We start from the raw sequence: 24,336 nt of genomic DNA, 5'->3' as shown, positions 1-24,336 counted from the left end.
CATGACCATGCCGACGTTCACCGCCGCCGAGCTTGCCGCGCGCTTCGGCCTGGAGCTGCGCGGGCAAGACCGTACGGTGGCGGGCGTCGGCACCCTGGCCGATGCCTCGCCGTCACAGCTGGGCTTTCTGGCCAATCCGCGTTATCGCAGCCAACTGGCGCAGACCCGCGCCGGCGTGGTGGTGCTGCGCGCCGACGACGCCGATGCCTGCACCGGCACGGCACTGCTGGCACGCGACCCTTACGTCGCGTTCGCGCGCATCGCCGCGCTGTTCGAGCCGCGGCCGGTGCACGCGTCCGGCATCCATCCCACCGCGGCGGTGGATGTCACCGCGCAGGTCGATCCCGGCGCCAGCATCGGCCCGCACGTCAGCATCGGCGCGCGCAGCAGGATCGACGCCGGCGCGATCATCGGCCCCGGCTGCGTGGTCGGCGAGGATTGCGAAGTCGGCGAGGATTGCGAGCTGCAGGCAAGGGTGACCCTGTGGACGCGGGTACGCCTCGGCAAACGCGTGCGCATCCTGCCTGGCGCCGTGCTGGGCGCGGCCGGCTTCGGCATGGCGATGGAAGCCGGGCGCTGGATCAACGTGCCGCAGCTGGGCGGCGTGGTGGTCGGCGACGATTGCGAAATCGGCGCCAACACCACCATCGACCGCGGCGCGCTGGGCGATACCGTGCTGGAAGAAGACGTACGCCTCGACAACCAGATCCAGATCGGCCACAACGTGCGGATCGGCGCGCATACCGCGATGGCCGGCTGCGCCGCGGTGGCCGGCAGCGCAAAAATCGGCCGCCACTGTCTGGTTGGCGGCGGTGCCGGCATCCTCGGTCATCTGGAGGTCTGCGACCGGGCGGTGATCACCGCGATGTCGTTGGTCACCCATTCGCTCCGCGAGCCGGGCGAGTATTCTTCCGGCACGCCGTTGATGGACAATCGCAGCTGGCGCAAGAGCGCCGCCCGCTTCAAGCAACTTGACCGCATCGCCCGGCGCCTGCCCGCCGATGCGAAGGACACCGAATGACCGATACCACCGCAATGCCGGCGCTGCCCGCCACCATCGCCGACATCCAGCGCCTGCTGCCGCACCGCTATCCGTTCCTGCTGGTGGACCGGGTGGTGGCGCTGGAGCCGAACAAGCGCGTGCTGGCCTACAAGAACGTCACCATCAACGAGCCGTTCTTCCAGGGCCACTTCCCCGGCAAGCCGGTGATGCCGGGCGTGCTGGTGGTGGAGGCGCTGGCGCAGGCCGGTGGGCTGCTGACCCAGCTGTCCACCGCAGCCGGCGATCCGCAGACGGAAACTTTCTACCTGGTGAAGGTGGACAACGCCAAGTTCAGCCGGATGGTGGTGCCCGGCGACCGCCTGGAGCTCGACGTCGAGCTCAAGCGCCGCATCCGCAACATGGCCCAGTACGTGGGCGTGGCGCGAGTCGATGGCGAGCAGGTCGCCTGCGCCGAAATCCTGTGCGCGGCATCGCGCGACTGAACCTGCGGCAGCAACGATGAGCAACCACGACGCCAGCGCCATCCACCCCACCGCCGTGATCGATCCGCGCGCGCGGATCGGTGCGGGCGTGCAGGTCGGCGCCTATGCGGTGATCGGTGCCGAGGTGGAGGTGGGCGACAACACCCGCATCGGCCCGCACTGCCTGATCGAAGGCCCCACCCGGATCGGCCGCGACAACGTGTTCCACGGCCATGCCGCGATCGGCGGCGAGCCGCAGGACAAGAAGTACCGCGGCGAGCGGGTGGCGCTGGAGATCGGCGACGGCAATTCGATCCGCGAATTCGTCACCATCAATCGCGGCACCGGCGAAGGCGGCGGCATCACTCGCCTCGGCAACCGCAACTGGATCCTCGCCTACAGCCACATCGCCCACGACTGCATCGTCGGCGACGATTGCGTGTTCTCCAACAACGCCACCCTGGCCGGCCATGTCACCGTCGGCAGCCACGTGATCCTGAGCGGGTTCTCCGGCGTCCACCAGTTCTGCCGGGTCGGCGACCACGCGTTCATCGGCATGGGGGCCTTCGTCAACGGCGACGTGCCGCCGTTCCTGATGATCGCGCAGGAAAAATACGCGCGTCCGCGTGGGATCAATGCCGAGGGCCTGAAGCGCCGCGGCTTCGACGCCACCCGCGTGGCCGCGATCAAGCGCGCGTACCGGGCGCTGTACATGGGCGAGGCGAGATTGGACGAAGCCAAGCTCGAGCTGGCGGAGATCGCCGCGGGCAGCGAGGACGTGCGCGCCTTCCTCGATTTCATCGACGCCGGCGAGCGGCCGTTGCTGCGGTGAGCCCGGTCGGCCTTGTCGCTAGAAGGGACATAGCTGCAAGGCGCAGCACTACCGGCGCCGTTGCGGCGGCTGGGGTGTGTCCCGACAAAGCGAGTATCGGGGAGTGCGCTCGCGCCAGCGAGTGCGTTGGGACACACCCCAGCCGCCGCAACGGCGCGACCCCGAAGCGAAACAAGCCATGACCCCACGCATCGCCCTCTGCGCCGGCGAAACCTCCGGCGACCAGCTTGGCGCCGGACTGATCGAGGCGCTGCGCGAACGCTTTCCGGATGCGCAGTTCGCCGGCATCGGCGGCGATGCCATGCGCGCCGCGGGCATGGACACGTGGTTCGACGCCAGCGAGCTGGCGGTGATGGGCCTGGCGGAAGTGCTGGCGCACCTGCCGCGCCTGCTGAAGCTGCGCAAGACTTTCCGCCAGCGCGTGCTGGACTGGAATCCCGACGTGTTCATCGGCATCGATGCGCCGGACTTCAATCTCGGCGTGGAGCGCTGGCTGAAGCAGCGCGGCGTGCGCACCGTGCACGACGTCAGCCCTTCGGTCTGGGCATGGCGCGAAAACCGCGCCTTGAAGATCGGCGAAAGCGCCGACCGCGTGCTCTGCCTGTTCCCGATGGAGCCGCCGATCTACGCCAGGCACGGCGTGGATGCCACGTTCATCGGCCACCCGCTGGCCGACGCAATTCCGCTGCAACCGGATCGCGACGTGGCTCGCGCGGCACTGGGCGAATCCAACGACGCGCCAATCCTGGCGCTGCTGCCCGGCAGCCGGCTGGGCGAAATCCGCCGCATGCTGCCCGACTTCGCCGAGACCGCGCGTCGCCTTGCCGCGGATGTCCCCGGCCTGCGCGTGCTGGTGCCTGCGGCAAACGCGCAGTGCCGCAGCGCCATCGACGCCATCCTCGGCGACGCGCCGGCGTTCCGCGTCATCGACGGCCGGGCGCAGCGGATCATGATCGCCAGCGACGCGGTGCTGCTGGCGTCCGGCACCGCCGCGCTGGAAGCGATGCTGTGCAAGCGGCCGATGGTGGTGGGCCACCGCATCGCGCCGCTGACCTACCGCATCGTCCGGCTGTTCGGCATGCTCAAGTCCGCCCACGTCAGCCTGCCCAACGTGCTGGCCGGCGAGGCGCTGATTCCGGAGCTGCTGCAGGACGCCTGCACGCCGGACAACCTGCACGCCGCGCTGCTGCGCTGGTTCCGCGACGAAGAGGCGGTGGCAGCGCTGCAGCCGCGCTTCCTCGCCATCCACCAGACGCTGCGCCGCGACGCCTCGGCGCGCGCCGCCGAGGCGGTGGCGCAGCTCCTGCGGCAGCCATGAGCCTGCGCGTTGCCGGCATCGACGAGGCCGGGCGCGGCCCGCTGGCCGGGCCTGTGGTGGTGGCCGCGGTGGTGTTCGCGCCGGGCCGCACCCCGGTGAACGGGCTCGACGACTCCAAGGCGCTGACCGAAAAGAAGCGCGAGCTGCTCTACCCGCGCATCCTCGAACGCGCGCTGGCGTGGAAAATCGTGTTTGTCGAAGCCGACGAGATCGACCGCCGCAACATCTTCCAGGCCACCATGCACGGCATACGCGAAGCGCTGCTGGGTGTGGCCCACGTCGCCGACTGCGCGCGCATCGACGGCAACCGCCTGCCGAAGGACCTGCCCTGCCCGACCGAGGCGTGGATCGGCGGCGACGCCCGCGACCGCAGCATCATGGCCGCCTCGATCCTTGCCAAGGTCGCGCGCGATGCGCGCATGCGCGAGCTGCACGCGCACTATCCGCAATACGGCTTCGACCGCCACAAGGGTTACCCCAGCCCGCTGCATCTGGCGGCACTGCAGGCGCACGGCCCCTGCCCGCAACATCGACGCAGCTATGCGCCGGTGCGTGCGGCGCTGGAACCCATGCCGCTGCAGGCGGAACTGCCGGGTTTGCCGCAGCCAGCCTGAGTCACGCACGGATCGCGTACTGTCAAGCCTTGCCCGCCTCCGCTGCGGGCCCTAACCTGCGGCTTCAACACCGCGACCACGCGATGCCCGCACGTTTCGTCCACCTGCACCTGCACACCGAATTCTCGCTCGCGGACTCCACCATCCGCGTGCCCGAGAAGCCGGACTATGCGCGGCCGGAAAAAGCCGGCGACCGGCCCAACCTGCTCAGCTGTGCGGTGGAACTGCAGCTGCCGGCGCTGGCGGTCACCGACCGCAACAACCTGTTCGCGCTGGTCAAGTTCTACAAGGCCGCGGAAAGCGTGGGCATCAAGCCCATCGCCGGTGCCGACGTGCTGGTCGCCGACGGCGGCGATGCGCCTTCGCAACTCACCCTGCTGTGCCGCGACCAGGACGGCTACCTCAGCCTGTCGCGCCTGCTCAGCCGCGCTTGGCTGGAAGGCCAGCGCGGCGACTGCGTGGCGATCGATCCGGAATGGCTGCGCGACGACCATGCCGGCCTGTTCGCGATCGCTGGCCGCACCAGCCTGGCCGGGCGGCTGGTGCAGGCCAATCGCCATGACGTCGCGGAGGCGCAGCTGGCGGAATGGCGGCGGGTGTTCGGCGATGGCCTGCATCTGGAGCTGACCCGCACCGGCCGCGACGGCGAAGAAGCGTTCAACCAGTTCGCCCTGCACGCCTCCGGCAAGCTCGGCCTGCCGGTGGTGGCCAGCAACGACGTGCGCTTCCTCGATGCCGCCGGCTTCGGCGCGCACGAGGCGCGGGTGTGCATCTCCAGCGGCCGGGTGCTGGAAGATCCGCGCCGCCCGCGCGACTACAGCGCCCAGCAGTACCTGCGCTCGACCGAGGAAATGGTCGCGCTGTTCGCCGACGTGCCTGACGCGCTGGACAACACGGTGGCGCTGGCGCAGCGCTGCAACCTGCAGCTGAAGCTGGGCACCTACTTCCTGCCGGCCTATCCGGTGCCGTCCGACGAGACACTGGACAGCTGGATCCGCAGCGAAGCCCGGCGCGGCCTGGAAGCACGGCTGCAGAAAAATCCCCTGGCACCCGGCAAGACCCGCGAGGACTACGAGGCGCGGCTGGAATTCGAGCTGGACACCATCATCAAGATGGGCTTCCCAGGCTACTTCCTGATCGTGGCCGACTTCATCCAGTGGGGCAAGAACCAGGGCATCCCGATCGGCCCGGGCCGCGGCTCCGGCGCCGGCTCGCTGGTGGCGTGGGCGCTGCAGATCACCGACCTGGACCCGCTGCCGTACAACCTGCTGTTCGAGCGCTTCCTCAACCCGGAACGCGTGTCGATGCCCGACTTCGACATCGACTTCTGCATGGACCGGCGCGACGAAGTCATCGACTACGTCGCCCGCAAGTACGGCCGCGAGCGCGTTTCGCAGATCATCACCTACGGCACCATGGCCGCCAAGGCGGTGCTACGCGACACCGGCCGCGTGCTCGGCTTCGGCTACGGCATGGTGGACGGGATCGCCAAGCTGATCCCCAACATCCTCGGCATATCGCTGAAGGACGCGATGGGCCAGGGCAAGGGCGGGATGGACGGCGAAATGGCATCGCCCGAGCTGATCCAGCGCTACGAGAGCGAGGACGACGTCCGCGACCTGATCGACCTGGCGCTGCAGCTGGAGGACCTCACCCGCAACGCCGGCAAGCACGCCGGCGGCGTGGTGATCGCGCCGACGCCGCTGTCGGATTTCTGCCCGCTGTACGCCGAACACGACCACGGCACGCTGGGCAAGAACCCGGTCACCCAGTTCGACAAGGACGACGTGGAAGCGGTGGGGCTGGTGAAGTTCGACTTCCTCGGCCTGCGCACGCTGACCATCATCGACTGGGCGGTGAAGGCGATCAACGTGCGCCGCGCGAAGGATGGCGCCGAACCGGTCGATATCGCCACGATCCCGCTCGACGACGCCAGCGTCTATCGCAACGTGTTCGCCAACGGCAACACAGGCTCGGTGTTCCAGTTCGAATCCTCCGGCATGCGCCGCGCGCTGAAGGACGCGAAACCGGATCGCTTCGAGGACCTGATCGCGCTGAACGCACTGTACCGCCCCGGCCCGATGGAGATGATTCCGTCGTTCGTGGCGCGCAAGCACGGCACCGAGACGTTCGAATACCCCGACCCCCGCACCAAGGGGATGCTCCAGGAGACCTACGGCATCATGGTCTACCAGGAGCAGGTCATGCAGATGGCGCAGATCGTCGGCGGCTACTCGCTGGGCGGCGCCGACCTGCTGCGCCGTGCGATGGGCAAGAAGGTGCCGGCCGAAATGGCCAAGCACCGCGAGATCTTCCGCGAGGGCGCGGCCAAGGGCGGGGTCAGCGCGGCCAAGGCCGACGAGATCTTCGACCTGATGGAGAAGTTCGCCGGCTACGGCTTCAACAAGTCGCACGCCGCCGCGTACTCGCTGGTCGCCTACCAGACCGCCTGGCTGAAGCAGCATTACCCGGCCGAGTTCATGGCCGCCACCCTGTCCAGCGACATGGACAAGACCGACAAGGTGGTGGCCTTCCTGGATGAGGCGCGCGGCCTCGGCCTGACCGTGCTGCCGCCCGACGTCAACGCGTCCAGCTACATGTTCGATGCCACCACCCCGGACACCATCCGCTATGGCCTCGGCGCGGTGAAGGGCGTGGGCCAGGGCGTCTGCGAGGCCATCGTCACCGCCCGCAATGCCGACGGCGTGTTCCGCGACCTGCTCGACTTCTGCCAGCGCGTCTCCGCCGCCGGCCTCAACAAACGCACGCTGGAAGCACTGATCCACGCCGGTGCGATGGATGCGCTGGCGGTCAACCGCGCCTCGCTGATGCTGCAGCTGCCGGAGGCGATGAAAGCCACCGACCAGATGGCGAAGAACCGCGAAGCCGGCATGTTCGACATGTTCGGCAGCGGCGGCAGCAGCGACATCCGGATTGAACTGCCGGAAACCACCGAGTGGCCGCTGGCGCAGCTGCTGCAGGGCGAACACGACACGCTGGGCCATTACCTCAGCGGCCATCCGATGGACCCTTACCGCGACGACGTGCAGAAGCTGGTCGGCCACGACCTGTCGGCACTGGCGGAAATCTGGGAACGCGCCGCGCGCAACAGCCGCCCGCAGGAAGGCCGCAGCTGGCGCCCGATGGTGCAGACGGTGGTGGCTGGCCAGGTGATCGGCATGCGCAAGCGCGGCGAATCGCAGGCGTTCGTGCAGCTGGAGGACGGCCGCGGCCGGATCGAATGCGGCTTCTTCAACGAGCAGTGGCAGGAATTCGCCCCGCTGCTCACCCGCGACCGCATCCTGGTGGTCGAGGGTGGCCTGCGCGAGGACGAATTCAACGGCGGCTATTCGCTGCGCGCCAGCCGTTGCTGGGATTTCGCGCAGATCTGCGGTCAGCAGGCGCAGCGCATTTCCATCCGCATCGACCTGCGCGTGGCCGGCGCGCAGCAGCAGCTGGAACACGTGCTGAAGGCCCACGCCGGGCCGACCCCGGTGCTGCTGGAAGCCACCACCGTCGCCGGCATCGGGCGGCTGACCCTCGGCGGCGGTCGTGGCCTGCAGGTGGACGCCAGCCTGCCCGGGCTGCTGCGCAGCCTGCCGGGCGTCGGCACGGTGCAGGTGCAGCTGGCGCGGCCGTGGGCAGCGCCAAAGTCCGAATGACGCCAGCGGCTGCCTTCTCCCCCTGCTCCGCGAGCAGGGGCGGCAGCACCGTCCGGTTCGGTACGGCGACCCCGCTGGGATAAACTCCGCAGGATGAATCCGAATTACCTCGACTTCGAGCAGCCGATCGCCGACCTGGAAACCAAGATCCAGGAACTGCGACAGGCCAGCAACGGCCCGGCGCTCAACATCGACAAGGAAGTGCAGGCGCTGCGGGACAAGCTGCGCAAGCGCACCGCGACGATCTTCCGCGACCTCACCCCGTGGCAGGTGTCGCAGCTGTCGCGCCACCCGCAGCGGCCGTACACGCTGGATTACCTGCGGGTGATCTGCGACGAGTTCCAGGAACTGGCCGGCGATCGCGCGTTTGCCGATGACCAGGCCATCGTCGGCGGCCTGGCCCGCATCGACGGTCGCCCGCTGATGGTGATCGGCCACGAGAAGGGCCGCGACACCAAGACCAAGGTCCGCCGCAACTTCGGCATGCCCAAGCCCGAGGGCTACCGCAAGGCGCTGCGGCTGATGAAGATGGCGGAGCGCTTCGGCCTGCCCGTCCTCACCTTCATCGATACCGCCGGCGCCTGGCCCGGCATCGACGCGGAAGAGCGCGGCCAATCCGAGGCGATTGCCCGCAACCTGCTGGAAATGGCCGAGCTGCGCGTGCCGATCGTGTGCACGGTGATCGGCGAAGGCGGCAGCGGCGGCGCATTGGCGATCGGCGTGGGCGACCGCACGATCATGCTGGAATACAGCACCTATTCGGTCATCACCCCGGAAGGCTGCGCCTCGATCCTGTGGCGCGATTCCGCCAAGGCCAAGGACGCCGCGGAACAGCTGGGCATGACCGCCAGGCGCCTGCACGGGCTCGGGTTAGTGGACAAGGTGGTGCGCGAACCCACCGGTGGCGCCCACCGCAATCCGGTGCAGATGGCCAAGCGCCTGAAGGCGGTGCTGCTGCGCGAGCTGGACGCACTGGAAGGCCTGCCGGCAGAGGATCTGCTGGAACGCCGATACCGCCGCCTGCGCGCCCTCGGCGCCTACGACCTCGCCTCCTGATTCCGCAACGCGGCGCCGGCCGCCCGCCGCGCAGGCGCCGCCCTACACTTGCGGCATGCGCCTGCCCGCTCCACCGCTGCCGTCGCCGATCCTGCTGGGTTTCAGCGGCGGCCTGGATTCCACCGTGTTGCTGCACCTGCTTGCGGCGGACGAAGCCATCCGCCAGCGCGGGCTGCGCGCGCTGCATGTCCACCACGGCTTGCACCCGGAGGCCGACGCCTGGGCCGCGCTTTGCCGGCGCGCCTGCGACGCGCTGGATGTGCCGCTGGAAATCGTCCGCGTCGAGCTCGACCTGACCGCCGGACTCGGCATCGAAGGCGCCGCCCGTGTTGCCCGCCACGCCGCCTTTGCCGCAGCGCTGGGCGAAGACGAAATCCTGACCCTCGCCCATCATCGCGACGATCAGGCCGAAACCTTCCTGCTGCGCGCACTGCGCGGCGCCGGCAGCGACGGGCTGGCGGCGATGCGGCCGTGGCGTCGCCACGCGCACGGCTGGTTGTGGCGACCGCTGCTGGACGTGCCGCGCACGACGTTGCACGACTACGCCACGTCGCAGCGCCTGCACTGGCTCGACGACCCCGCCAACGCCAACACCGACTTCGACCGCAACTTCCTGCGCAACGCGGTGCTACCGCTGCTGCGCCAGCGCTGGCCGGACGCCGCCGCCAGCTTCGCCCGCAGCGCCGCGCTATGCGCGCAGGCCGGCGAGCTGCTGGACGCCGAAGACGCCGCGGCGCTGGCCGCCGCGCGTCGCGACCCGCACACACTCGACATGCAGGTGCTGCTGGACCTGTCCGCTGCGCGCCGGGCGCGGGTGCTGCGGCGCTGGACTATCGAGCTGCAGCTGCCGCCGCTGCCCGGCAACGGCATTGCCCGGATCGAGCGCGAACTGCTGGCCGCGCGCCACGACGCCAGCCCGCGCTTCGACTGGCAGGGCGCGCGCGTCTGGCGCTGGCGCGGGCTGCTGCACGCGGACGTGTTGCACGAACCGCTGCCCGCCGGCTGGAGCCAGGCATGGGATGGCCGCGCGACACTGATGTTGCCGGGCGGCGGGCGCCTGCAGCTGGTGCACGCAGCAGGCTTCGACGCGCCGCTGCGCGTGCATGCGCGGCAAGGCGGCGAACGCATCGTGTTGCCAGGCCGCAGCCATTCGCATGCGCTCAAGCACGTGCTGCAGGACAGCGGCATGCCGCCGTGGCAGCGCGCGCGCCTGCCGCTGCTGTCCGACCCCGACGGCAGGCTGCTGGCAGCGGGCGATGCCATCGTGTCCGCACCACTGGCGGCATGGCTCGCGGCGCGGGATGCGCGACTGCAGCTTTCCCCTGCTCCCGGTACGGATGAGGAGAGTGGCGCGGCCGCGCTGGCGTAAACTGCGCGCATGGCCAAGAAACCCGCCCCCGACATTTCCCCCGTTGCCGATTTCGAGCAGTCGATGCTGGCGCTGGAAGACCTGGTTGGCCGGATGGAAACCGGCGACATGACGCTGGAAGAATCGCTGGCCGCCTACGAACGCGGCGTCGGTCTGTACCGCCGCTGCCAGGGTGCGCTGGAGCAGGCCGAGCTGCGCGTGCGCCTGCTCGATGACCCCGCCAACCCTGGCGATGCGCGCGAGTTCGATGCCGGCGACGATGGCAGCGCCTGACCTCGCGCCTTGGCGCGCACGCGCGGAAGCCGCGCTGGAACATGCCCTGCCCGACCCCGCCACCGCCCCGCAACGCCTGCACGCGGCGATGCGCCACGGCGTCCTCAACGGCGGCAAGCGCATGCGCCCGCTGCTGGTGTATGCCACCGGCACCGCGTTGGGCGCATGCGAGGCCGATCTGGACGCCGCCGCCGCCGCGGTGGAACTGGTGCACTGCTATTCGCTGATCCATGACGATCTGCCGGCGATGGACGACGACGACCTGCGCCGCGGCCAGCCCACCGTGCACGTCGCCTTCGACGAAGCCACTGCCATCCTCGCCGGCGATGCGCTGCAGACGCTGGCGTTCGAATTGCTGACCACTGCGCCGCAGCCTGCCGAACGGCGCGTCGCGATGCTGGCCGAACTGGCGCGCGCCTCCGGCGTGGCCGGCATGTGCGGCGGGCAGGCGCTGGATATCGATGCCACCGGAAAAGGGGGTCAGAGTGTCTTTTCACAAGTGAAAAGCCACTCTGACCCCCTTTTCCCCCTTGCCGACCTGGAGCGCCTGCACGCGCTGAAAACCGGTGCGCTGCTGCGCTGCGCGGTGCGGCTGGGTGCGTTGGCCGGCAACGCCACGCCGGCGCAGGCCGCGTTGCTGGACCGCTACGCCGATGCGCTGGGCCTGGCCTTCCAGATCCGCGATGACCTGCTGGACATCGAGGGCGATGCCGCCACCCTCGGCAAGACCGCCGGCAAGGATGCGGCGCAGGCCAAGGCGACCTTCCCGGCGCTGCTCGGCGCCGATGCCAGTCGCGCGCGGCTTGGAGAACTGTCTGCAGTCATGCAGCAGGCGCTGGCGGAACTGGACGCCGATACCGGTGCACTGCACGCGCTGGCGCGGCAGGTCGTCGAACGCAGCCACTGACACGGAAAAGGCCGGGAGTTCCCGGCCTTTTCGTCATACCTGGTTTGCCGCGGTCACAGCAGCCGCAGCGTGAAGGGATAACGGTAGCTTTCGCCGTTCAGCGCCTTGAACGTCGCGATGACGCTGCACACCAGCCAGCTTACGGCCACCGCCCCCGCCAGCAGCACCAGCACCAGCCCGGCCGGCAGGGTCACGATGGCGCCCAGCCCCAGCGTCAGCACGGTGGCGCCCACCAGTAGCACGCCAGTGATGGCAAGCGCGCAGGTCAGCAGGAACATGGTCAGGTTGAAGTTGAACGCTTCGCGGGCGTGTTCGGCGACGAAGGCCGAATCGTTCTTCTTCAGGAAAAAGATCGCCAGGCCCGCCAGCATGCCGGCCACGCCGGCGCTCCAGCTGGTCATGAAGGCCAGCAGCAGGGCACCCGCATGCACGCCAGCGGCCCAGCCGCGCTCGCCCTGGGCGGTCGACAGCGTCTGCATCTGCACGGTCTCCATCGTCGTCTCCTGCCGGAACCATTCCGGTCTGGATCGATGATGGCGGCGCCCGACGGCCGCACAAGCCGGCATGCGACGAAACCCGCGGCAGCGGCGACGGAAACCCATGCCGGAGCGGCGAATGCAGCCCGGAAACGGACGAGCCCGGGCATGCCCGGGCTCGTGGTCGTGCACTGTTGCCGCCGGCGCTTACTTGACCAGGCGGATCGTCAGCGGGTAGCGGTAGGCCACGCCCTCGTTGGCCTTGATCGCTGCCAGGATCACCAGCACCAGTGCGCCGATGCCCACGATCAGCGCCACCGGAATCGTCAGCAGCGCGCCGATGCCGATGGTGAGGATGGTGAAGATCAGCAGCAGCAGGAAGATCGCCGACACGGTGATGTTGAAGTTCAGCGCTTCCTTGGCCTGGTCGGCCACGAACGGCATCTCGTCCTTCTTCATCAGCCAGATCACCAGCGGGCCGATGAAGAAGCCCCAGCCGCCCAGCGCCGACGTCAGCAGGCCGCCTACCAGCGCGGACAGATGGGCGAACATCGCCCACTGGCGCTCTTCCTTGGAAGGCCCGACGGGCGGCGGTGGCGGCGTGGCGACGGTATCGTTCTGGTCCATGAATATTCCCCGATTGGTCAAGACGGCATCAATTGCCGCGTTGCGGAGGATAACGCGAACCGATGACACATTCGGCCATCGCCAAAGCAATCAGCCCTCGCCCGCCACAGTCATCCGCCCGACCAGGATCGAGCCGGTGCGCACATGCGAACGCGGGTCGATGTCGCTGCCCACCGCTTCGATGCCGGCGAACATCGCTTTGAGGTTGCCGGCGATGGTGATGCCGTCGACTGGATAGGCGAGCTCGCCGTTCTCCACCCAGAAACCGGCCGCGCCGCGCGAGTAGTCGCCGGTGATCGCGTTGACGCCCTGGCCCATCAGCTCGGTCACCAGCAAGCCTGTGCCCATGCCACGCAGCGTCGATGCCAGGTCGCCGGCATTGGCGCGCACGTTGAGGTTGTGCACGCCGCCGGCGTTGGCGGTGGTCGCCAGCCCCAGCTTGCGCGCCGAATAGCTGCCCAGCACGTAGCGCTGGACGATGCCGTCCTCCACCAGCATCGATTTACGGGTTGTCACGCCTTCGGCGTCGAACGCGGCGGAGCGGAAGCCGCGCGGCAGGAACGGATCCTCCTCGATCGCGAACCACTCCGGGAACACCCGCGTGCCCGCGCTGTCGAGCAGGAAGCTGGCGCGGCGGTACAGCGCGCCGCCGGATACGGCGCCGAGGAAGCTGCCCACCAGCGAGCGCGCCATTTCGGCAGCGAACAGCACCGGCACTTGGCCGGTCGGCAGTCGGCGCGGGGCCAGCCGCGCCAGGGTGCGCTGCGCAGCCCTGCGGCCAATGGCCTCGGGCGATTCCAGGTCGCCCTGCGCCAGCGCCACGCTGTACCAGCCGTCGCGTTGCATCGCCTCGCCCTCGCCGGCGATCAGCGCGCAGCCGGTGCTGTACGAGGTGGCGCGCTCGGCGCCGAGGAAGCCGTGGGAGTTGGCATACACGCTGAGGGATGCGTTGGCGTTCATCGACGCACCGTCGGAATTGCCGATCCGCGCATCCACCTCGCGTCCGGCCGCCTCGCAGGCGAGCGCGATGTCGATGGCGCGGTCGGCATCGAATGGCGCCGGGTACCAGGTATCGAATTCGCGCAGCACCTGCGCCATCAGCGCGGCATCGGCCAGCCCGGCCGCCGGATCCTCCTCGGTATGGCGGGCGATCGCGCAGGCCTGCGCCACGGTGGCGGCCAGGCTGTCCTCGCGCAGGTCGGCGGTGCTGGCGCTGCCCTTGCGCTGGCCGAAATAGACGGTCATCGACACCCCGCGGTCGCGGGTGGCCTCCACTGTCTCCACTTCGCCGAGGCGCACGTTGACCGCAAGGCCGGCGTCCTCGTCACAGGTGACTTCGCACTGGTCGGCGCCGGCGGCGCGGGCGCGGTCCAGCAACTGGCGGGCGACGACGGACAGCTGTTCCAGCCGCTGCCGGCTGTCGTCGGCGGGCGCGGCAAGATCGACGGACGGGTTCAATGACCTGCTGTTCAATGGATTATCCTGTTGCAATGCGAGGACGTGACGAAGACACCGGTGAATTTCTCAGCCCCAGCCGCAGCGAGCAGCGTCGCGCGGCGCTGGACGTGCTGGAACTGGGCGAACAACTGACGGCGATGACCGCCACCCAGTTGGGCAGGCTGCCGATTCCGGAGGACCTGATGCCGCACATCCGCGAGACCCAGCGCATCACCTCGCACGGTGCGCGCAAGCGGCAGCACGCCTATCTGGCCAAGCAGATGCGCAAGCTGGACGACGATGAGCTGGAGGCGATCCGCGATGCGATGAGCAAGGACGGCGAAGCCGCGCGCCGCGAAACCGCCGCGCTGCACCGGGTGGAAGCGCTGCGCGACGCGCTGCTGGGCGAGGACGGCGACGCCGCGCTGACCGACCTGTTGGCCGCGCATCCGCACGCCGACCGCCAGCAATTGCGCCAGTTGCTGCGCAACGTCCGCGAGGAACGGGCGAAGAACAAGCCGCCGCGCGCGTTCCGCGAACTGTTCCGGGTACTGCGGGAGTTGATGGCGGAAGCCGGCGATGCCGCCAGCGACGACGACGCGACGATCGACGGCGACACCGACGCCTGATCGCGGCATCACGCCTGCGTCCCGCCCACGGTCAATTCCGAAATCAGCAGGGACGGCTGGCCCACGCCGACCGGCACCGACTGGCCGTCCTTGCCGCAGATGCCGACGCCGTCGTCCAGGGCCAGATCGTGGCCGATCATCGCCACCTTCTGCATGGTTTCCGGGCCGTTGCCGATCAGGGTGGCGCCCTTCACCGGCGCGGCGATCTTCCCGTCCTCGATCAGATAGGCCTCGGTGGCGGAGAACACGTACTTGCCGCTGGTGATGTCCACCTGGCCGCCACCGAAGTTGACCGCGTACAGGCCCTTCTTCACCGAGCGGATCATTTCCTCCGGGTCATGGCTGCCGGCGCGCATGTAGGTATTGGTCATGCGCGGCATCACCAGGTGGGCGAAAGACTCGCGGCGGCCGTTGCCGGTGGGCGCCATGCCCATCAGCCGCGCGTTGAGCGTGTCCTGCATGTAACCGACCAGAATGCCGTCGTCGATCAGGGTGGTGCAGGACGTCGGCGTGCCCTCGTCGTCGATATTGAGTGAACCGCGGCGGCCATCGAGGGTGCCGTCATCGACGATCGTCACGCCCTTCGACGCCACCTGCTGCCCCATCCGCCCGGCGAAGGTGCTGGTGCCCTTGCGGTTGAAGTCGCCTTCCAGCCCGTGGCCCACCGCCTCGTGCAGCAGCACGCCCGGCCAGCCGTTGCCCAGCACCACCGGCATCACCCCGGCCGGCGCGTCGATCGCATCGAGATTCACCAGCGCCTGCCGCAGCGCCTCGCGGGCGAACTTCTCCGGCTTGTCGTCGGCCAACAGCTGCTCGTAGGAATAGCGCCCGCCGAAGCCGGCGTAGCCCGATTCGCGGCGGCCGTTCTGCTCCACGATCACCTGCACGTTCATCCGCACCAGCGGGCGCACGTCGCCGGCCAGCACGCCGTCGCTGCGCGCCACCAGCACGGTGTCCACACCACCGGACAGGCTCACCATCACCTGCTGCACGCGCGGGTCCAGCGCGCGCACCAGCGCATCCACGCGGCGCAGCGCCTCCACCTTGGTGGCGTTGTCGAGCGCATCGATCGGATCCAGCGCCGGATACAGCATGCGCCCACCGCTGCGCTGCAAGGCCTGCGCGCCGTGGCTGCGGCCGTCGCGGGCGATGGCGCGGGCCGACTGCGCCGCGGCCAGCAGCGCCGGCGCATCCAGTTCGTCGGAATAGGCGAAGCCGGTCTTCTCGCCGGAGATCGCGCGCACGCCGACGCCCTGCTCGATGCTGTGCGAACCGTCCTTGACGATGCCGTCCTCCATGCTCCAGCCCTCGCGGCGGGCGTGCTGGAAATACAGGTCGCCGAAGTCGATGCCGGGGCCCAGCAGGGTGCCGAACGCGCGCTCCAGCGCGGCGGCATCGAGCCCGGTGGGCAGCAGCAGGCGGGATTCGGCGATGGAAAGATGCGGCATGGAGTTGTCCTGGTACTGCGTGGATGGGTCGTCGCGTGCGCGGCGAGGCGCCTGCCGGGGCAGGAATGCGCAGCAGGGTCGCTGCGCGCGCGCCGACGACATCGAAGTCATCAATGTCGTGGCGTTTGCGCCGAAATCAATCGCCGCGGGCCTGCCCGGTGCCGGCCTGCGCCGCGGTGTCGCGGGCGATGGCTTCCACCTTGGGGTCCGCCCACGGCCCGGTGACCCGGTAGGTCTTGGCGCCGATGCCGCGCATCGGCTTGTCCAGCACCGCATTGGCCACCGCGCCCACCGCCGCGCCGACCGGGCCGCCGGCCAGCGCGCCCACCGCGGTGAGCAGGCTGCCGGACTTCGGCCGCACTTCCACGGTCTGGTCGAAGCGGCGGTTGCGCAGGTCGGTGCTGCCGCGCACGTGGATCTCGGCGGCGGGACCGCGCACGGCCAGGTCGTCGGTGCGCAGCTGGCCCTGCGCCAGCGTGGCATCGCCCTGGATGCGGTCGAAGGCGAAGCCCTTGCTGAAGAAGTCGCTGAAATCCAGGGTCAGCCGGCGGCGCAACTGGGCCACGCCGAGCAGACCCAGCACGCGGCCGGCGCCTGGCTCGATCTCCAGCAGCTGGCCGTCGCGCACATCGGTGCTCAGGCGCGCTTCCACGCTGGTGAGGCCGAACTCGCCCGGACCGCCGCGCCAGCTGGCTTCGGCGCCGAGCCTGCCCTTGCCGCCCGCCACCTGGCCGCCGAAGCCGAACCCGTCCAGCAGCGCGCCGATGTCGTCGCTGGCCACGTCCAGCTTGAACTGGGTGCGCGCGGAACCGCCGCGCCCCAGCCAGCTGCCGGTGGCGCTGAGCCGCTGCTTGCCGCCGGCGGTGGTGAATTCGTCCATGCGCAATCCGCCCGCCACCGGCGTGCTGCGGAAGCGCGCGCGGCCCATCGCGGTCTTGCCGATGCGCAGGTCGGCCACGTCCAGCAGCAGCGGCGGCACCGCCGCGGGATCGGCAGCGCTGGCCGGTGCATTCGCCGGCGCGGGCGCCGCGTCCTTGTCGGCCACCGGCAGCGACCAGTGCAGGCGCTCGAAACGGCCGGCGATGGTGGCGCCGTCCTGCGTCGGCACCAGCAGCGCGCCGGAAATGCCCGCGCCCTGCACCTGCACCGAGGTGCCGCGCGGGGCCGGTACCACCACCATCCGCGCCGTGCCGACATCCGAACCCAGTACCTGCAGATGCGCGGCTTCCAGCTCGATCCGGCGCAGCGGCAGGTCGGCATTGCCGCTGCCGCCGGCAGCGATGCCGACCCAGTCCAGCGCGTCCAATTGCTCCACCCGCCCACCGACCAGCAGGCCCGAGGCAGGTGGCGCGCCCGCGGGACCGCCGCCCAGCTGCAGGCGCAGGCCGGTGCGGCCGTTGCTGGTGCGGCTGCGCAGCGACAGCAGGTTGCCGAGGGTGGCTTCCACTTCGCCGCTTTCCAGCGGCAGGCGGATCTCGATTTCAGTCGCCAGCGCCTGCGCGGCGGGCTTGCGCAGCGGCGCCGGCAGGTCCAGCGCGGTGCCGACGAGGCTGGAGCGCAGCCGCAGCCGCGCCGGTTGCGATCCGGGGGTTGCAACGCGCGGCACAGCCAACTCGGTGGTCCAGCTGGAACTGCCGCGCACATGCGGTTTGAGCCAGTCCAGATTGCCGGCCTTGGCCAGCAGGCCGTCGATATCGGAAGCCGCCTGCAGTGTCGCTTCGAACGCATGCGCAGGATCGCGCACATGCGGCCCCGCACGCAGCGACAACAACCCCGGCGCGCCGTCCTGGCGCACCTGCAGGTCGCTGGCATCGAAACCGCCGCGATCGAAACGGGCCTGTCCGCGCACCTGCTCGAACGCCAGCTTCCAGCGCTGTTCGGCCAGACGCACGCCGCCCAGCGCCACCGTGCCTTCGATCCGCGAAGGCGGCGGCTGCTGGTGGTGCAGCGGCAGCAACAGCTGCACGCGCGCCTGCGCCGGCCCGGCCGCGCGCAGGTTGTCGAGGATATCGCGGTGTTCCTTGTGCAGCGGGCTGGCGCGCAGCATGGCGAGGAAATTGCCGGCATCGCCGCCGGCTGCCGCATCCACCTGCAGCTCGGCCTTGCCGAAGCGGGCGATGCCGGCCTTGAGCGCGCTGACCGGCACGCCGGCCAGGTTGGCGCTGCCGGTCAGACTGAAGCCATCGGCCACGAAGCTGACGTCGGCATTCATGCGCTGCGCCGCCGGCCAGTCCGGCTGGAACTTCACCGTGCCGTCCGCGATATGCGCATCGGCGCGGAACACGCCGGCACCGGCCATGCCCGGCTCGTTGCGGAACGGCCAATCGTCGAGGTCGCCGGCCACCACCGCGTGGACGTTGCGCAGGGTGCCGCCCTGCAGCGCCGTGTCCAGCCACTGCACGGTCGCCTTCGGCATCAGGTGGTGGATCCAGAAGCCATGCGCGGCCGAGATCGGTACGTCGCCGATGTCGACCGCAAGGTCGAGGTGCGGGCGGCTGCCGTCTCCCTCGAAGCCGATCCCGCCGCGCGCCTGCAGCCGCAGCGGGTCACCATCGACGGCCAGCCCCGGCGTGCGCACGGTCCAGCCGTTGCCGTCGCGCCAGAGCACGGCTTCGCCGTCCAGCGTGAACGCATGCACCACGCCGAATCCGGCCGGCCAGTCGAAGGCCACCTGCGCGGCGCGGTCGAAGCGCAGCCGCAGCCCGTCCTGGTCGGCCTGCAACCACCCGCTGACCCCGCGCATGCCTGGCGCATGCCCCACCGGATCGAAGCGGAAGCCGTCGATGCGCGCACTGGCGCGCAGCCGGCCACCGCGTTCGCCGGCCAGCACGATGTCCTGCACCAGCGCGCCCGGCGCGGTGGTGCGCAGCCAGTGCCGCAGCGACGGCGCCAGCGCATCGCTCAGCGCCGCCAGCTGCAGCAGCGGAGCCACGTCCACCCGCTGCGCGCGCAATGCATAGCGTCGCTCGCCGCCGGCCAGCGCCAGCCCGTCCAGGGTCTGCCGGCGCGCGCCGTCGCCGATGCGCAGGCGCGGCATGCGCAGCTGCCAGTCCTGCAGGCTGCCGGCCCAGCTGGCATCCAGCACCAGCTCGCCCAGCGCCTGCGTGGGCGCGGCGGCACCGGCCGCGGCACTGCCGCGCAGGCGCACGTCCAGCAGCCCGGCGTCGGCGCGCACCGTGACCACCCGATGTCCGCGCAGCTGCGCCCACCCGCGCAGGCGGCCGCGTCCCGACAGCGGCGAGACACCGGCCACGTCGAACGTGCCGGCCAGCGCCGCCAGATCCGCCTGGCGGGTGCCGGCATAGACGCGGCCGTCGCCGCTGGCGCGGTCCAGCTCGCCGGCGATATCGAAGGGCTGGGCACCTTCGCGCAGCCAGGCACGCGCACCGGCGCGCACCCGCTCGCCCTCCACGCGCAGGCGCAGGTCGATGCGCGGCAGGCGCAGGTCGAGCCCGAGTTCCGGCGCCAGCACGTGCAGGCGCGCCTGCGCCAGCTGCAGTTCGCCCAGGTTCGACAGCGCCTCCAGCGGATCGCCGCCGGCCTGCTGGCCGGGCAGGCCGCGCACCTGCCACTGGCCGTCGGCGCTGCGCTGCAGGGTCAGGTCCACCCCGCGCAGGCGCAATTCGGTGAACGAACGCCCCGGCAGCAGGCCGGCGTACTGCGCCACCAGTACCTCGGCATCGCCGATCCGCAGCGGGTTGGCGGAATCACCGATGCGCAGGTTGTCCAACCGCAGCAGCGGCCCGCGCCGGGTCCACTGGGTGGTCACGTGGTCGAATGCGACCGGCCGGCCGGCGCGTTCGCCCAGCCATGCCGCGATGCGCTCGGGGTGGCGCTCGGCCAGCGGCAGCAGCTGGCTGCCGATGCCGTTGCCCAGCGCCGCCAGCACCAGCATCGCCGCGATCGCGTACCAGGCGCCGCGGCGCAGCAACCGCAGGCGATGGCGCCAAGGCATGGTCACGGCGGCCTGCCCGTCATGCCCCCACGGGGCACCAGCCTAGGACAGCGAACGGCTGCCTTCATCAGAGCAGCACCACATCGAACTGCTCCTGCAGGTACTGCGCATCGGCCTGGAAGCGGATCGACTTGCCGATGAACTCCTCCAGCTCCGCCACCGCGTTGGACTCCTCGTCGGTGATCCGCGCCACCACGCTGGGCGATGCGATCACCAGCAGCCGCGCGGCGTCGAACTGGCGCACCGCGCGCACGATTTCGCGGAAGATCTCGTAGGTCACGGTCTCCGCGGTCTTGAGCATGCCGCGCCCGCCGCATTCATGGCAGGGCTCGCACAGCTGCCGCTCCAGCGACTCCACGGTGCGCTTGCGGGTCATCTCCACCAGCCCCAGCGGCGAGAAATCGTAGACCGTGGTCTTGGCATGGTCCTTCGCCAGCGACTTCTCCAGCGTGCGCAGCACCTGCCGGCGGTGCTCGGCATCGTGCATGTCGATGAAGTCGATGATGATGATGCCGCCGAGGTTGCGCAGCCGCAGCTGGCGCGCCACCGCCTGCGCCGCCTCGAGGTTGGTGCGGTACACGGTTTCCTCGAGGTTGCGCTGGCCAAGGAAGCTGCCGGTGTTCACGTCGACCGTGGTCATCGCCTCGGTCTGGTCGATGACGAGGTAGCCGCCGGACTTCAGCGGCACTTCTTTTTCCAGCGCGTGTTGGATCTCGTCCTCGACCCCGTACATGTCGAACACCGGGCGCGCGCCGGTGTAGTGCTCCACCTTGTCCGCCAGCGCGGGCATGTAGCGCGCGGCGAACTCGCGCAGGCGCTCGCAGGTCTCGCGCGAATCCACCTTGACCTTGTCGACGTCGCGGCGGATCAGGTCGCGCACCGCGCGCAGCGGCAGGCTCAGGTCCTCGTACACGCGGCTGCCGACTTTCGCCTCGGCGGCATTGCGCTCGATCAGCTCCCACACCCGGCCGAGGTAGGCGATGTCCTCGGCCAGCGCCTCGGCCGGCTGGCCCTCGGCATTGGTGCGGACGATGTAGCCATGCCCGGCGCCACCGGCGGTCAGCTCGGCCATCAGGGTCTTGAGGCGGGCGCGCTCGGCCTCGTCCTCGATGCGCGCGGAGATGCCGACCACCTTCGAGCGCGGCAGCAGCACCAGGTAGCGCGAGGGGATGCTGATCTGGGTGGTCAGCCGCGCACCCTTGCTGCCGATGGGGTCCTTGACCACCTGCACCACCACCTCGGCGCCGTCGCGCAGCAGGTCGGCGATGGGGATCTGCATCTGCGGCGGCGGCGCGGCCGGGGCGTCGTCGCCGGCCACCGCGTCCAGCGGCGCGCTGCGGAAGATGTCGTTGGCGTGCAGGAAGGCGGCCCGCTCCAGGCCGATGTCCACGAACGCGGCCTGCATGCCGGGCATCACCCGCTGCACCTTGCCCTTGTAGATGTTGCCGACCACGCCGCGCTGGCTGCCGCGCTCGATGTGCAGCTCCTGCAGCATGCCGTTCTCGACCACCGCGACGCGGGTCTCGCGCGGGGTCACGTTGACCAGCAGCTCCTCGCTCATGACGGCAGCAGCCCGAACTGGCGCAGCAGGCCGGCAGTTTCGTGCAGCGGCAGGCCCATGACCCCGGAATAGCTGCCGTCCAACCGCTGCACATGCGCCTCGAAGCGGCCCTGGATGGCGTAGGCGCCGGCCTTGCCCTGCCATTCGCCGCAGGCCAGGTAGCGGGCGACGGCGGCGTCCGACAGCGCTTCCACGGTCACCCGGGTCAGCACCGCGGCCTGCGCTTCGCGCCCAGCCGAGACCAGCGACACGGCGGTCAGCACCTCGTGGGTGCGGCCGGACAGCGCGCGCAGCATCCCGGCCGCATCGACTGCATCGGCCGGCTTGCCGAACACGCGATCACCGAGGATGACCTCGGTATCGGAGCCCAACACCACCGCGCCCGGCACCGCCACCACTTCCAGCAACCCCGCGCCAGCCTTTTCGCGCGCGACCCGGCGCACGTAGTCGGCGGCGGGCTCGGTGGCCCCCCGCTGTTCGGGAACATCGAGATCGAGGATGCCGAATTCCAGCCCAAGGCGGGCCAGCAGTTCGGCGCGGCGGGGCGAACGCGAGGCAAGATGCAGCATCCCGGAAGTCTAACCTGTGGCTGACTGCGCACCGCACTGGCACAGCCGCGTAACCCCGCCGCGGCTCACCGGCCGTTCACCCCCCGCAGGTACATCCTTTCCACCATCATCCACGGGAGTCCATCATGACCCTGCGTCCGCTGTTCCTTGCCCTCGCCCTTGCCACGGCCCTGCCCATGACCGCCAACGCACAGACCCCTGCCGATGTCGGCGCCGACGCGCAGGCGGGCACGCTGCTGTCGGTTGCCGCCATCGCCGAGGCCAGCCGCACGCCGGACATCGCCACCATTTCCACCGGCGTGGTGACCCAGGCGGGCGACGCCAATGGGGCGATGCGCGACAACGCCGCCCAAATGGACAAGGTGATGGCGGCGCTGCGCGCGGCCGGGATCGCGGCGCGCGACATCCAGACCAGCGGGATCAACCTCAACCCGCAGTACAAGTACGTGGAGAACATGCCGCCGGCCATCGTCGGCTATCAGGCCAGCAACACGGTCAACGTCAAGGTGCGCGAGCTGGGCAAACTGGGCAAGGTGCTGGACGCGCTGGTGGCGCAGGGTGCCAACCAGATCAACGGGCCCAGCTTCGGCATCGACAAGCCGGAGGCGGCGCTCGACGAAGCCCGCGTCGCCGCGGTCAAGAAAGCGCAGGCGCAGGCGCAGACCTATGCCGACGCGCTGGGCCTGAAGATCCGGCGCATCGTCAGCATCAGCGAAGGCGGCGCCAGCCTGCCGCGCCCACCGATGCCGATGCTGCGGGCGATGTCGGCCGATGCCGGCTACGCCAAGGAAACCGCGGTGGCGCCGGGCGAAAGCTCGGTGTCGGTCAGCGTGGAGATGGTGTTCGAACTCGGCCGCTGACTTCTTCCCGCCGCGTATGCCACGACGCCCGCCTCGCGCGGGCGTCGTCGTTTGTGCCGCCAGCTGAACACATGGCAACGGCCGCGCCGCGTCCCGTTGCCCATCGCGGAAGTGGCGGCGCAGCGTACAGGCGTGCGCCGGCCGGGCCGTAACCCCATCCACCCCGCCCGCCCGTTGCATGACTCGTGGTTCCCGCTTTCTCACCGGAAAGGAGATTGGCCATGATTCACGCATCCGTCCCCGCCCAAGTCCCTTCGCACGCGCCCCGGCTGCAGCCCGATCCCGCGCGCATCCTCACCCTCAGCGGCACCGTCGCGCTCAACCTGCTGGTGTTCGGCCTGCTGCTGGTGCCGGTCACGCTGCCGCCGCCGGCGGTGCTGGCGCCGGCCAAGCCGAGCATGGCGATCCGCGACATCGTCAAGCCAGCGGAGCCGGTGGTGGTGGACATCGTCCCGATCCAGCCGCCGCGTCCGACCACGTCCGCACCCACGCATGATCGCCAGCAAGTGGCGCCAGCCACCCGCGATGCCGGCGCCACCGCCGTGATCAGCGATACCGGCAGCGAGCCGATCGCGGATGCCATTGCCGGCAGCGGCGATATCGCTCCGCCAAGCGGCGACATCGGACCCGCCGGCGGCCCGGCGCCGATGCAGCTGGCCTACCGCAATGCCCCGGCGCCGGCGTATCCGCGCATCGCGCTGCAGCGGCAGTGGAGCGGCATCGTGCTGCTGCAGGTGCTGGTGGACGTGGACGGCCGTCCGCTGGACGTGGCCATCGCCCGCAGCAGCGGCCACCGCGAGCTGGACGAGGCCGCACGCCAGCAGGTGCTCAAGCGCTGGCTGTTCCAGCCGGCCAGCCGCGACGGCGCGCCGGTGCAGGCGATCGGGCTGGTGCCGGTGGAGTTCAGCCTGCGCCGCTGAAGGTTCGCGACCCGGGCGGAAACGCCCTAGGATGGGCCGGCGTCACTCCATCAACGCGCGCTCCATCCATGCAGGAGGGAACATGTTCGACGGCATCCTCGGTTACATCTTCGGCGGTCTGGTGATCGGCGTTCTGGCCCGGATGGTCAAGCCCGGCGCGGACGCGATGGGCTGGATCATGACCATCGTGCTCGGCGTGCTCGGCGCGTTCGCCGGCGGCTGGGCGGCAGGCAACTTCGGCCTCGGCCGGGTCATGACCTGGGTGGTCGCCATCGGCGCGGCCATCGTGCTGCTCTTCATCTTCGAAGCAGTGCGCAAGAAGAACTGACCCACCCACCCGGTGCTTCGGAACGCCCCGC

At 70.2% G+C, this 24,336-nt stretch carries 21 protein-coding genes; 14 read left to right on the top strand and 7 right to left on the bottom strand.

Features of this window, described 5'->3' with window-relative positions; all coding sequences use genetic code 11:
* Window position 1: 1 nt before the first annotated feature.
* The 10 genes from lpxD (at window position 2) to G582_RS0105635 (ending at window position 11,495) form a co-directional block, all read left to right on the top strand.
* A complete protein-coding gene (gene lpxD / locus G582_RS0105680) occupies window positions 2-1,021 on the top strand; it encodes a UDP-3-O-(3-hydroxymyristoyl)glucosamine N-acyltransferase (protein ID WP_028839009.1) in 1,020 nt (339 codons plus the stop codon).
* Complete coding sequence (gene fabZ / locus G582_RS0105675; RefSeq protein WP_028839008.1) at window positions 1,018-1,485, top strand: 3-hydroxyacyl-ACP dehydratase FabZ; 468 nt, start codon at window positions 1,018-1,020, stop codon at window positions 1,483-1,485. Before lpxD ends, fabZ begins: the two co-directional genes overlap by 4 nt.
* A gap of 16 nt (window positions 1,486-1,501) precedes the next feature.
* The gene (lpxA, locus tag G582_RS0105670; RefSeq protein WP_028839007.1) at window positions 1,502-2,296 is read left to right on the top strand and encodes an acyl-ACP--UDP-N-acetylglucosamine O-acyltransferase; all 795 of its coding nucleotides are present in this window, start codon (window positions 1,502-1,504) and stop codon (window positions 2,294-2,296) included.
* A 178-nt stretch (window positions 2,297-2,474) separates the two neighbouring features.
* The gene (gene lpxB / locus G582_RS15675) at window positions 2,475-3,614 is read left to right on the top strand and encodes a lipid-A-disaccharide synthase (protein WP_038053094.1); all 1,140 of its coding nucleotides are present in this window, start codon (window positions 2,475-2,477) and stop codon (window positions 3,612-3,614) included.
* Window positions 3,611-4,228, top strand: coding sequence for a ribonuclease HII (locus G582_RS15670; RefSeq protein WP_051246800.1), 618 nt, complete (start codon window positions 3,611-3,613; stop codon window positions 4,226-4,228). Before lpxB ends, G582_RS15670 begins: the two co-directional genes overlap by 4 nt.
* Before the next feature lie 83 nt (window positions 4,229-4,311).
* Entirely contained in the window at window positions 4,312-7,890 is a 3,579-nt protein-coding gene (dnaE, locus tag G582_RS0105655; protein WP_038053091.1) for a DNA polymerase III subunit alpha, read from the top strand.
* Between the two features lie 93 nt (window positions 7,891-7,983).
* Window positions 7,984-8,946 (top strand): acetyl-CoA carboxylase carboxyltransferase subunit alpha, encoded by a 963-nt coding sequence (locus tag G582_RS0105650; RefSeq protein WP_028839005.1) that lies wholly within the window; start codon window positions 7,984-7,986, stop codon window positions 8,944-8,946.
* 55 nt (window positions 8,947-9,001) lie between these two features.
* Window positions 9,002-10,315, top strand: coding sequence for a tRNA lysidine(34) synthetase TilS (gene tilS, locus G582_RS15665; RefSeq protein ID WP_051246797.1), 1,314 nt, complete (start codon window positions 9,002-9,004; stop codon window positions 10,313-10,315).
* 9 nt (window positions 10,316-10,324) lie between these two features.
* Complete coding sequence (locus G582_RS0105640) at window positions 10,325-10,588, top strand: exodeoxyribonuclease VII small subunit (RefSeq protein ID WP_028839004.1); 264 nt, start codon at window positions 10,325-10,327, stop codon at window positions 10,586-10,588.
* The gene (locus tag G582_RS0105635) at window positions 10,575-11,495 is read left to right on the top strand and encodes a farnesyl diphosphate synthase (protein ID WP_028839003.1); all 921 of its coding nucleotides are present in this window, start codon (window positions 10,575-10,577) and stop codon (window positions 11,493-11,495) included. The genes G582_RS0105640 and G582_RS0105635 overlap by 14 nt, the downstream gene beginning before the upstream one ends.
* Before the next feature lie 53 nt (window positions 11,496-11,548).
* On the opposite strand, the gene G582_RS0105630 is transcribed toward G582_RS0105635, so the two are convergent.
* The 3 genes from G582_RS0105630 to pmbA all read right to left on the bottom strand — a co-directional run bounded on the left by G582_RS0105630 (window position 11,549) and on the right by pmbA (window position 14,056).
* The gene (locus G582_RS0105630) at window positions 11,549-11,989 is read right to left on the bottom strand and encodes a DUF4870 domain-containing protein (RefSeq protein WP_051246794.1); all 441 of its coding nucleotides are present in this window, start codon (window positions 11,987-11,989) and stop codon (window positions 11,549-11,551) included.
* 189 nt (window positions 11,990-12,178) lie between these two features.
* Window positions 12,179-12,598, bottom strand: coding sequence for a DUF4870 domain-containing protein (locus G582_RS0105625; RefSeq protein ID WP_038053088.1), 420 nt, complete (start codon window positions 12,596-12,598; stop codon window positions 12,179-12,181).
* A gap of 90 nt (window positions 12,599-12,688) precedes the next feature.
* Window positions 12,689-14,056, bottom strand: coding sequence for a metalloprotease PmbA (pmbA, locus tag G582_RS0105620; protein ID WP_028839000.1), 1,368 nt, complete (start codon window positions 14,054-14,056; stop codon window positions 12,689-12,691).
* Between the two features lie 32 nt (window positions 14,057-14,088).
* On the opposite strand from pmbA, the gene yjgA reads away from it, so the two are divergent.
* Window positions 14,089-14,664, top strand: coding sequence for a ribosome biogenesis factor YjgA (gene yjgA, locus G582_RS0105615; protein ID WP_028838999.1), 576 nt, complete (start codon window positions 14,089-14,091; stop codon window positions 14,662-14,664).
* Window positions 14,665-14,672: 8 nt separating this feature from the next.
* On the opposite strand, the gene tldD is transcribed toward yjgA, so the two are convergent.
* From tldD to G582_RS0105595, 4 genes are all read right to left on the bottom strand, one after another.
* Entirely contained in the window at window positions 14,673-16,112 is a 1,440-nt protein-coding gene (tldD, locus tag G582_RS0105610; RefSeq protein WP_028838998.1) for a metalloprotease TldD, read from the bottom strand.
* Window positions 16,113-16,248: 136 nt separating this feature from the next.
* The gene (locus tag G582_RS15660) at window positions 16,249-20,067 is read right to left on the bottom strand and encodes a YhdP family protein (RefSeq protein ID WP_083960997.1); all 3,819 of its coding nucleotides are present in this window, start codon (window positions 20,065-20,067) and stop codon (window positions 16,249-16,251) included.
* Window positions 20,068-20,134: 67 nt separating this feature from the next.
* The gene (gene rng / locus G582_RS0105600) at window positions 20,135-21,628 is read right to left on the bottom strand and encodes a ribonuclease G (protein WP_028838997.1); all 1,494 of its coding nucleotides are present in this window, start codon (window positions 21,626-21,628) and stop codon (window positions 20,135-20,137) included.
* Window positions 21,625-22,197 carry a Maf family protein gene (locus tag G582_RS0105595; protein WP_028838996.1) on the bottom strand — a complete coding sequence of 191 codons (573 nt, stop codon included), beginning with the start codon at window positions 22,195-22,197 and terminating at the stop codon, window positions 21,625-21,627. Before G582_RS0105595 ends, rng begins: the two co-directional genes overlap by 4 nt.
* A 125-nt stretch (window positions 22,198-22,322) precedes the next feature.
* Here G582_RS0105595 and G582_RS0105590 point away from each other — a divergent pair, with 125 nt between their 5' ends.
* The 3 genes from G582_RS0105590 (at window position 22,323) to G582_RS0105580 (ending at window position 24,305) form a co-directional block, all read left to right on the top strand.
* Entirely contained in the window at window positions 22,323-23,057 is a 735-nt protein-coding gene (locus G582_RS0105590; protein WP_038053085.1) for an SIMPL domain-containing protein, read from the top strand.
* Window positions 23,058-23,278: 221 nt separating this feature from the next.
* Window positions 23,279-23,977: an energy transducer TonB gene (locus G582_RS0105585; protein WP_038053082.1), complete on the top strand. Its 699-nt coding sequence runs from the start codon at window positions 23,279-23,281 to the stop codon at window positions 23,975-23,977.
* A gap of 82 nt (window positions 23,978-24,059) precedes the next feature.
* On the top strand, window positions 24,060-24,305 hold the full coding sequence (locus tag G582_RS0105580) for a GlsB/YeaQ/YmgE family stress response membrane protein (RefSeq protein WP_038053079.1): 246 nt from the start codon (window positions 24,060-24,062) through the stop codon (window positions 24,303-24,305).
* Window positions 24,306-24,336 lie beyond the last annotated feature (31 nt).

It is taken from the genome of Thermomonas fusca DSM 15424 (genome assembly GCF_000423885.1).
GTDB lineage: Bacteria > Pseudomonadota > Gammaproteobacteria > Xanthomonadales > Xanthomonadaceae > Thermomonas > Thermomonas fusca.
Note: the sequence above shows the minus strand (reverse complement) of the source record. Positions and strands in the feature narration are given on the sequence as shown.

What these genes read in the sequence shown, in the direction of transcription:
- lpxD (WP_028839009.1), top strand. Translation starts at nt 2, where the DNA reads ATGACCATGCCGACGTTCACCGCCGCCGAGCTTGCCGCGCGCTTCGGC.
- fabZ (WP_028839008.1), top strand. Translation starts at nt 1,018, where the DNA reads ATGACCGATACCACCGCAATGCCGGCGCTGCCCGCCACCATCGCCGAC.
- lpxA (WP_028839007.1), top strand. Translation starts at nt 1,502, where the DNA reads ATGAGCAACCACGACGCCAGCGCCATCCACCCCACCGCCGTGATCGAT.
- lpxB (WP_038053094.1), top strand. Translation starts at nt 2,475, where the DNA reads ATGACCCCACGCATCGCCCTCTGCGCCGGCGAAACCTCCGGCGACCAG.
- G582_RS15670 (WP_051246800.1), top strand. Translation starts at nt 3,611, where the DNA reads ATGAGCCTGCGCGTTGCCGGCATCGACGAGGCCGGGCGCGGCCCGCTG.
- dnaE (WP_038053091.1), top strand. Translation starts at nt 4,312, where the DNA reads ATGCCCGCACGTTTCGTCCACCTGCACCTGCACACCGAATTCTCGCTC.
- G582_RS0105650 (WP_028839005.1), top strand. Translation starts at nt 7,984, where the DNA reads ATGAATCCGAATTACCTCGACTTCGAGCAGCCGATCGCCGACCTGGAA.
- tilS (WP_051246797.1), top strand. Translation starts at nt 9,002, where the DNA reads ATGCGCCTGCCCGCTCCACCGCTGCCGTCGCCGATCCTGCTGGGTTTC.
- G582_RS0105640 (WP_028839004.1), top strand. Translation starts at nt 10,325, where the DNA reads ATGGCCAAGAAACCCGCCCCCGACATTTCCCCCGTTGCCGATTTCGAG.
- G582_RS0105635 (WP_028839003.1), top strand. Translation starts at nt 10,575, where the DNA reads ATGGCAGCGCCTGACCTCGCGCCTTGGCGCGCACGCGCGGAAGCCGCG.
- G582_RS0105630 (WP_051246794.1), bottom strand. Translation starts at nt 11,989, where the DNA reads ATGGAGACCGTGCAGATGCAGACGCTGTCGACCGCCCAGGGCGAGCGC.
- G582_RS0105625 (WP_038053088.1), bottom strand. Translation starts at nt 12,598, where the DNA reads ATGGACCAGAACGATACCGTCGCCACGCCGCCACCGCCGCCCGTCGGG.
- yjgA (WP_028838999.1), top strand. Translation starts at nt 14,089, where the DNA reads ATGCGAGGACGTGACGAAGACACCGGTGAATTTCTCAGCCCCAGCCGC.
- tldD (WP_028838998.1), bottom strand. Translation starts at nt 16,112, where the DNA reads ATGCCGCATCTTTCCATCGCCGAATCCCGCCTGCTGCTGCCCACCGGG.
- G582_RS15660 (WP_083960997.1), bottom strand. Translation starts at nt 20,067, where the DNA reads ATGCCTTGGCGCCATCGCCTGCGGTTGCTGCGCCGCGGCGCCTGGTAC.
- rng (WP_028838997.1), bottom strand. Translation starts at nt 21,628, where the DNA reads ATGAGCGAGGAGCTGCTGGTCAACGTGACCCCGCGCGAGACCCGCGTC.
- G582_RS0105595 (WP_028838996.1), bottom strand. Translation starts at nt 22,197, where the DNA reads ATGCTGCATCTTGCCTCGCGTTCGCCCCGCCGCGCCGAACTGCTGGCC.
- G582_RS0105590 (WP_038053085.1), top strand. Translation starts at nt 22,323, where the DNA reads ATGACCCTGCGTCCGCTGTTCCTTGCCCTCGCCCTTGCCACGGCCCTG.
- G582_RS0105585 (WP_038053082.1), top strand. Translation starts at nt 23,279, where the DNA reads ATGATTCACGCATCCGTCCCCGCCCAAGTCCCTTCGCACGCGCCCCGG.
- G582_RS0105580 (WP_038053079.1), top strand. Translation starts at nt 24,060, where the DNA reads ATGTTCGACGGCATCCTCGGTTACATCTTCGGCGGTCTGGTGATCGGC.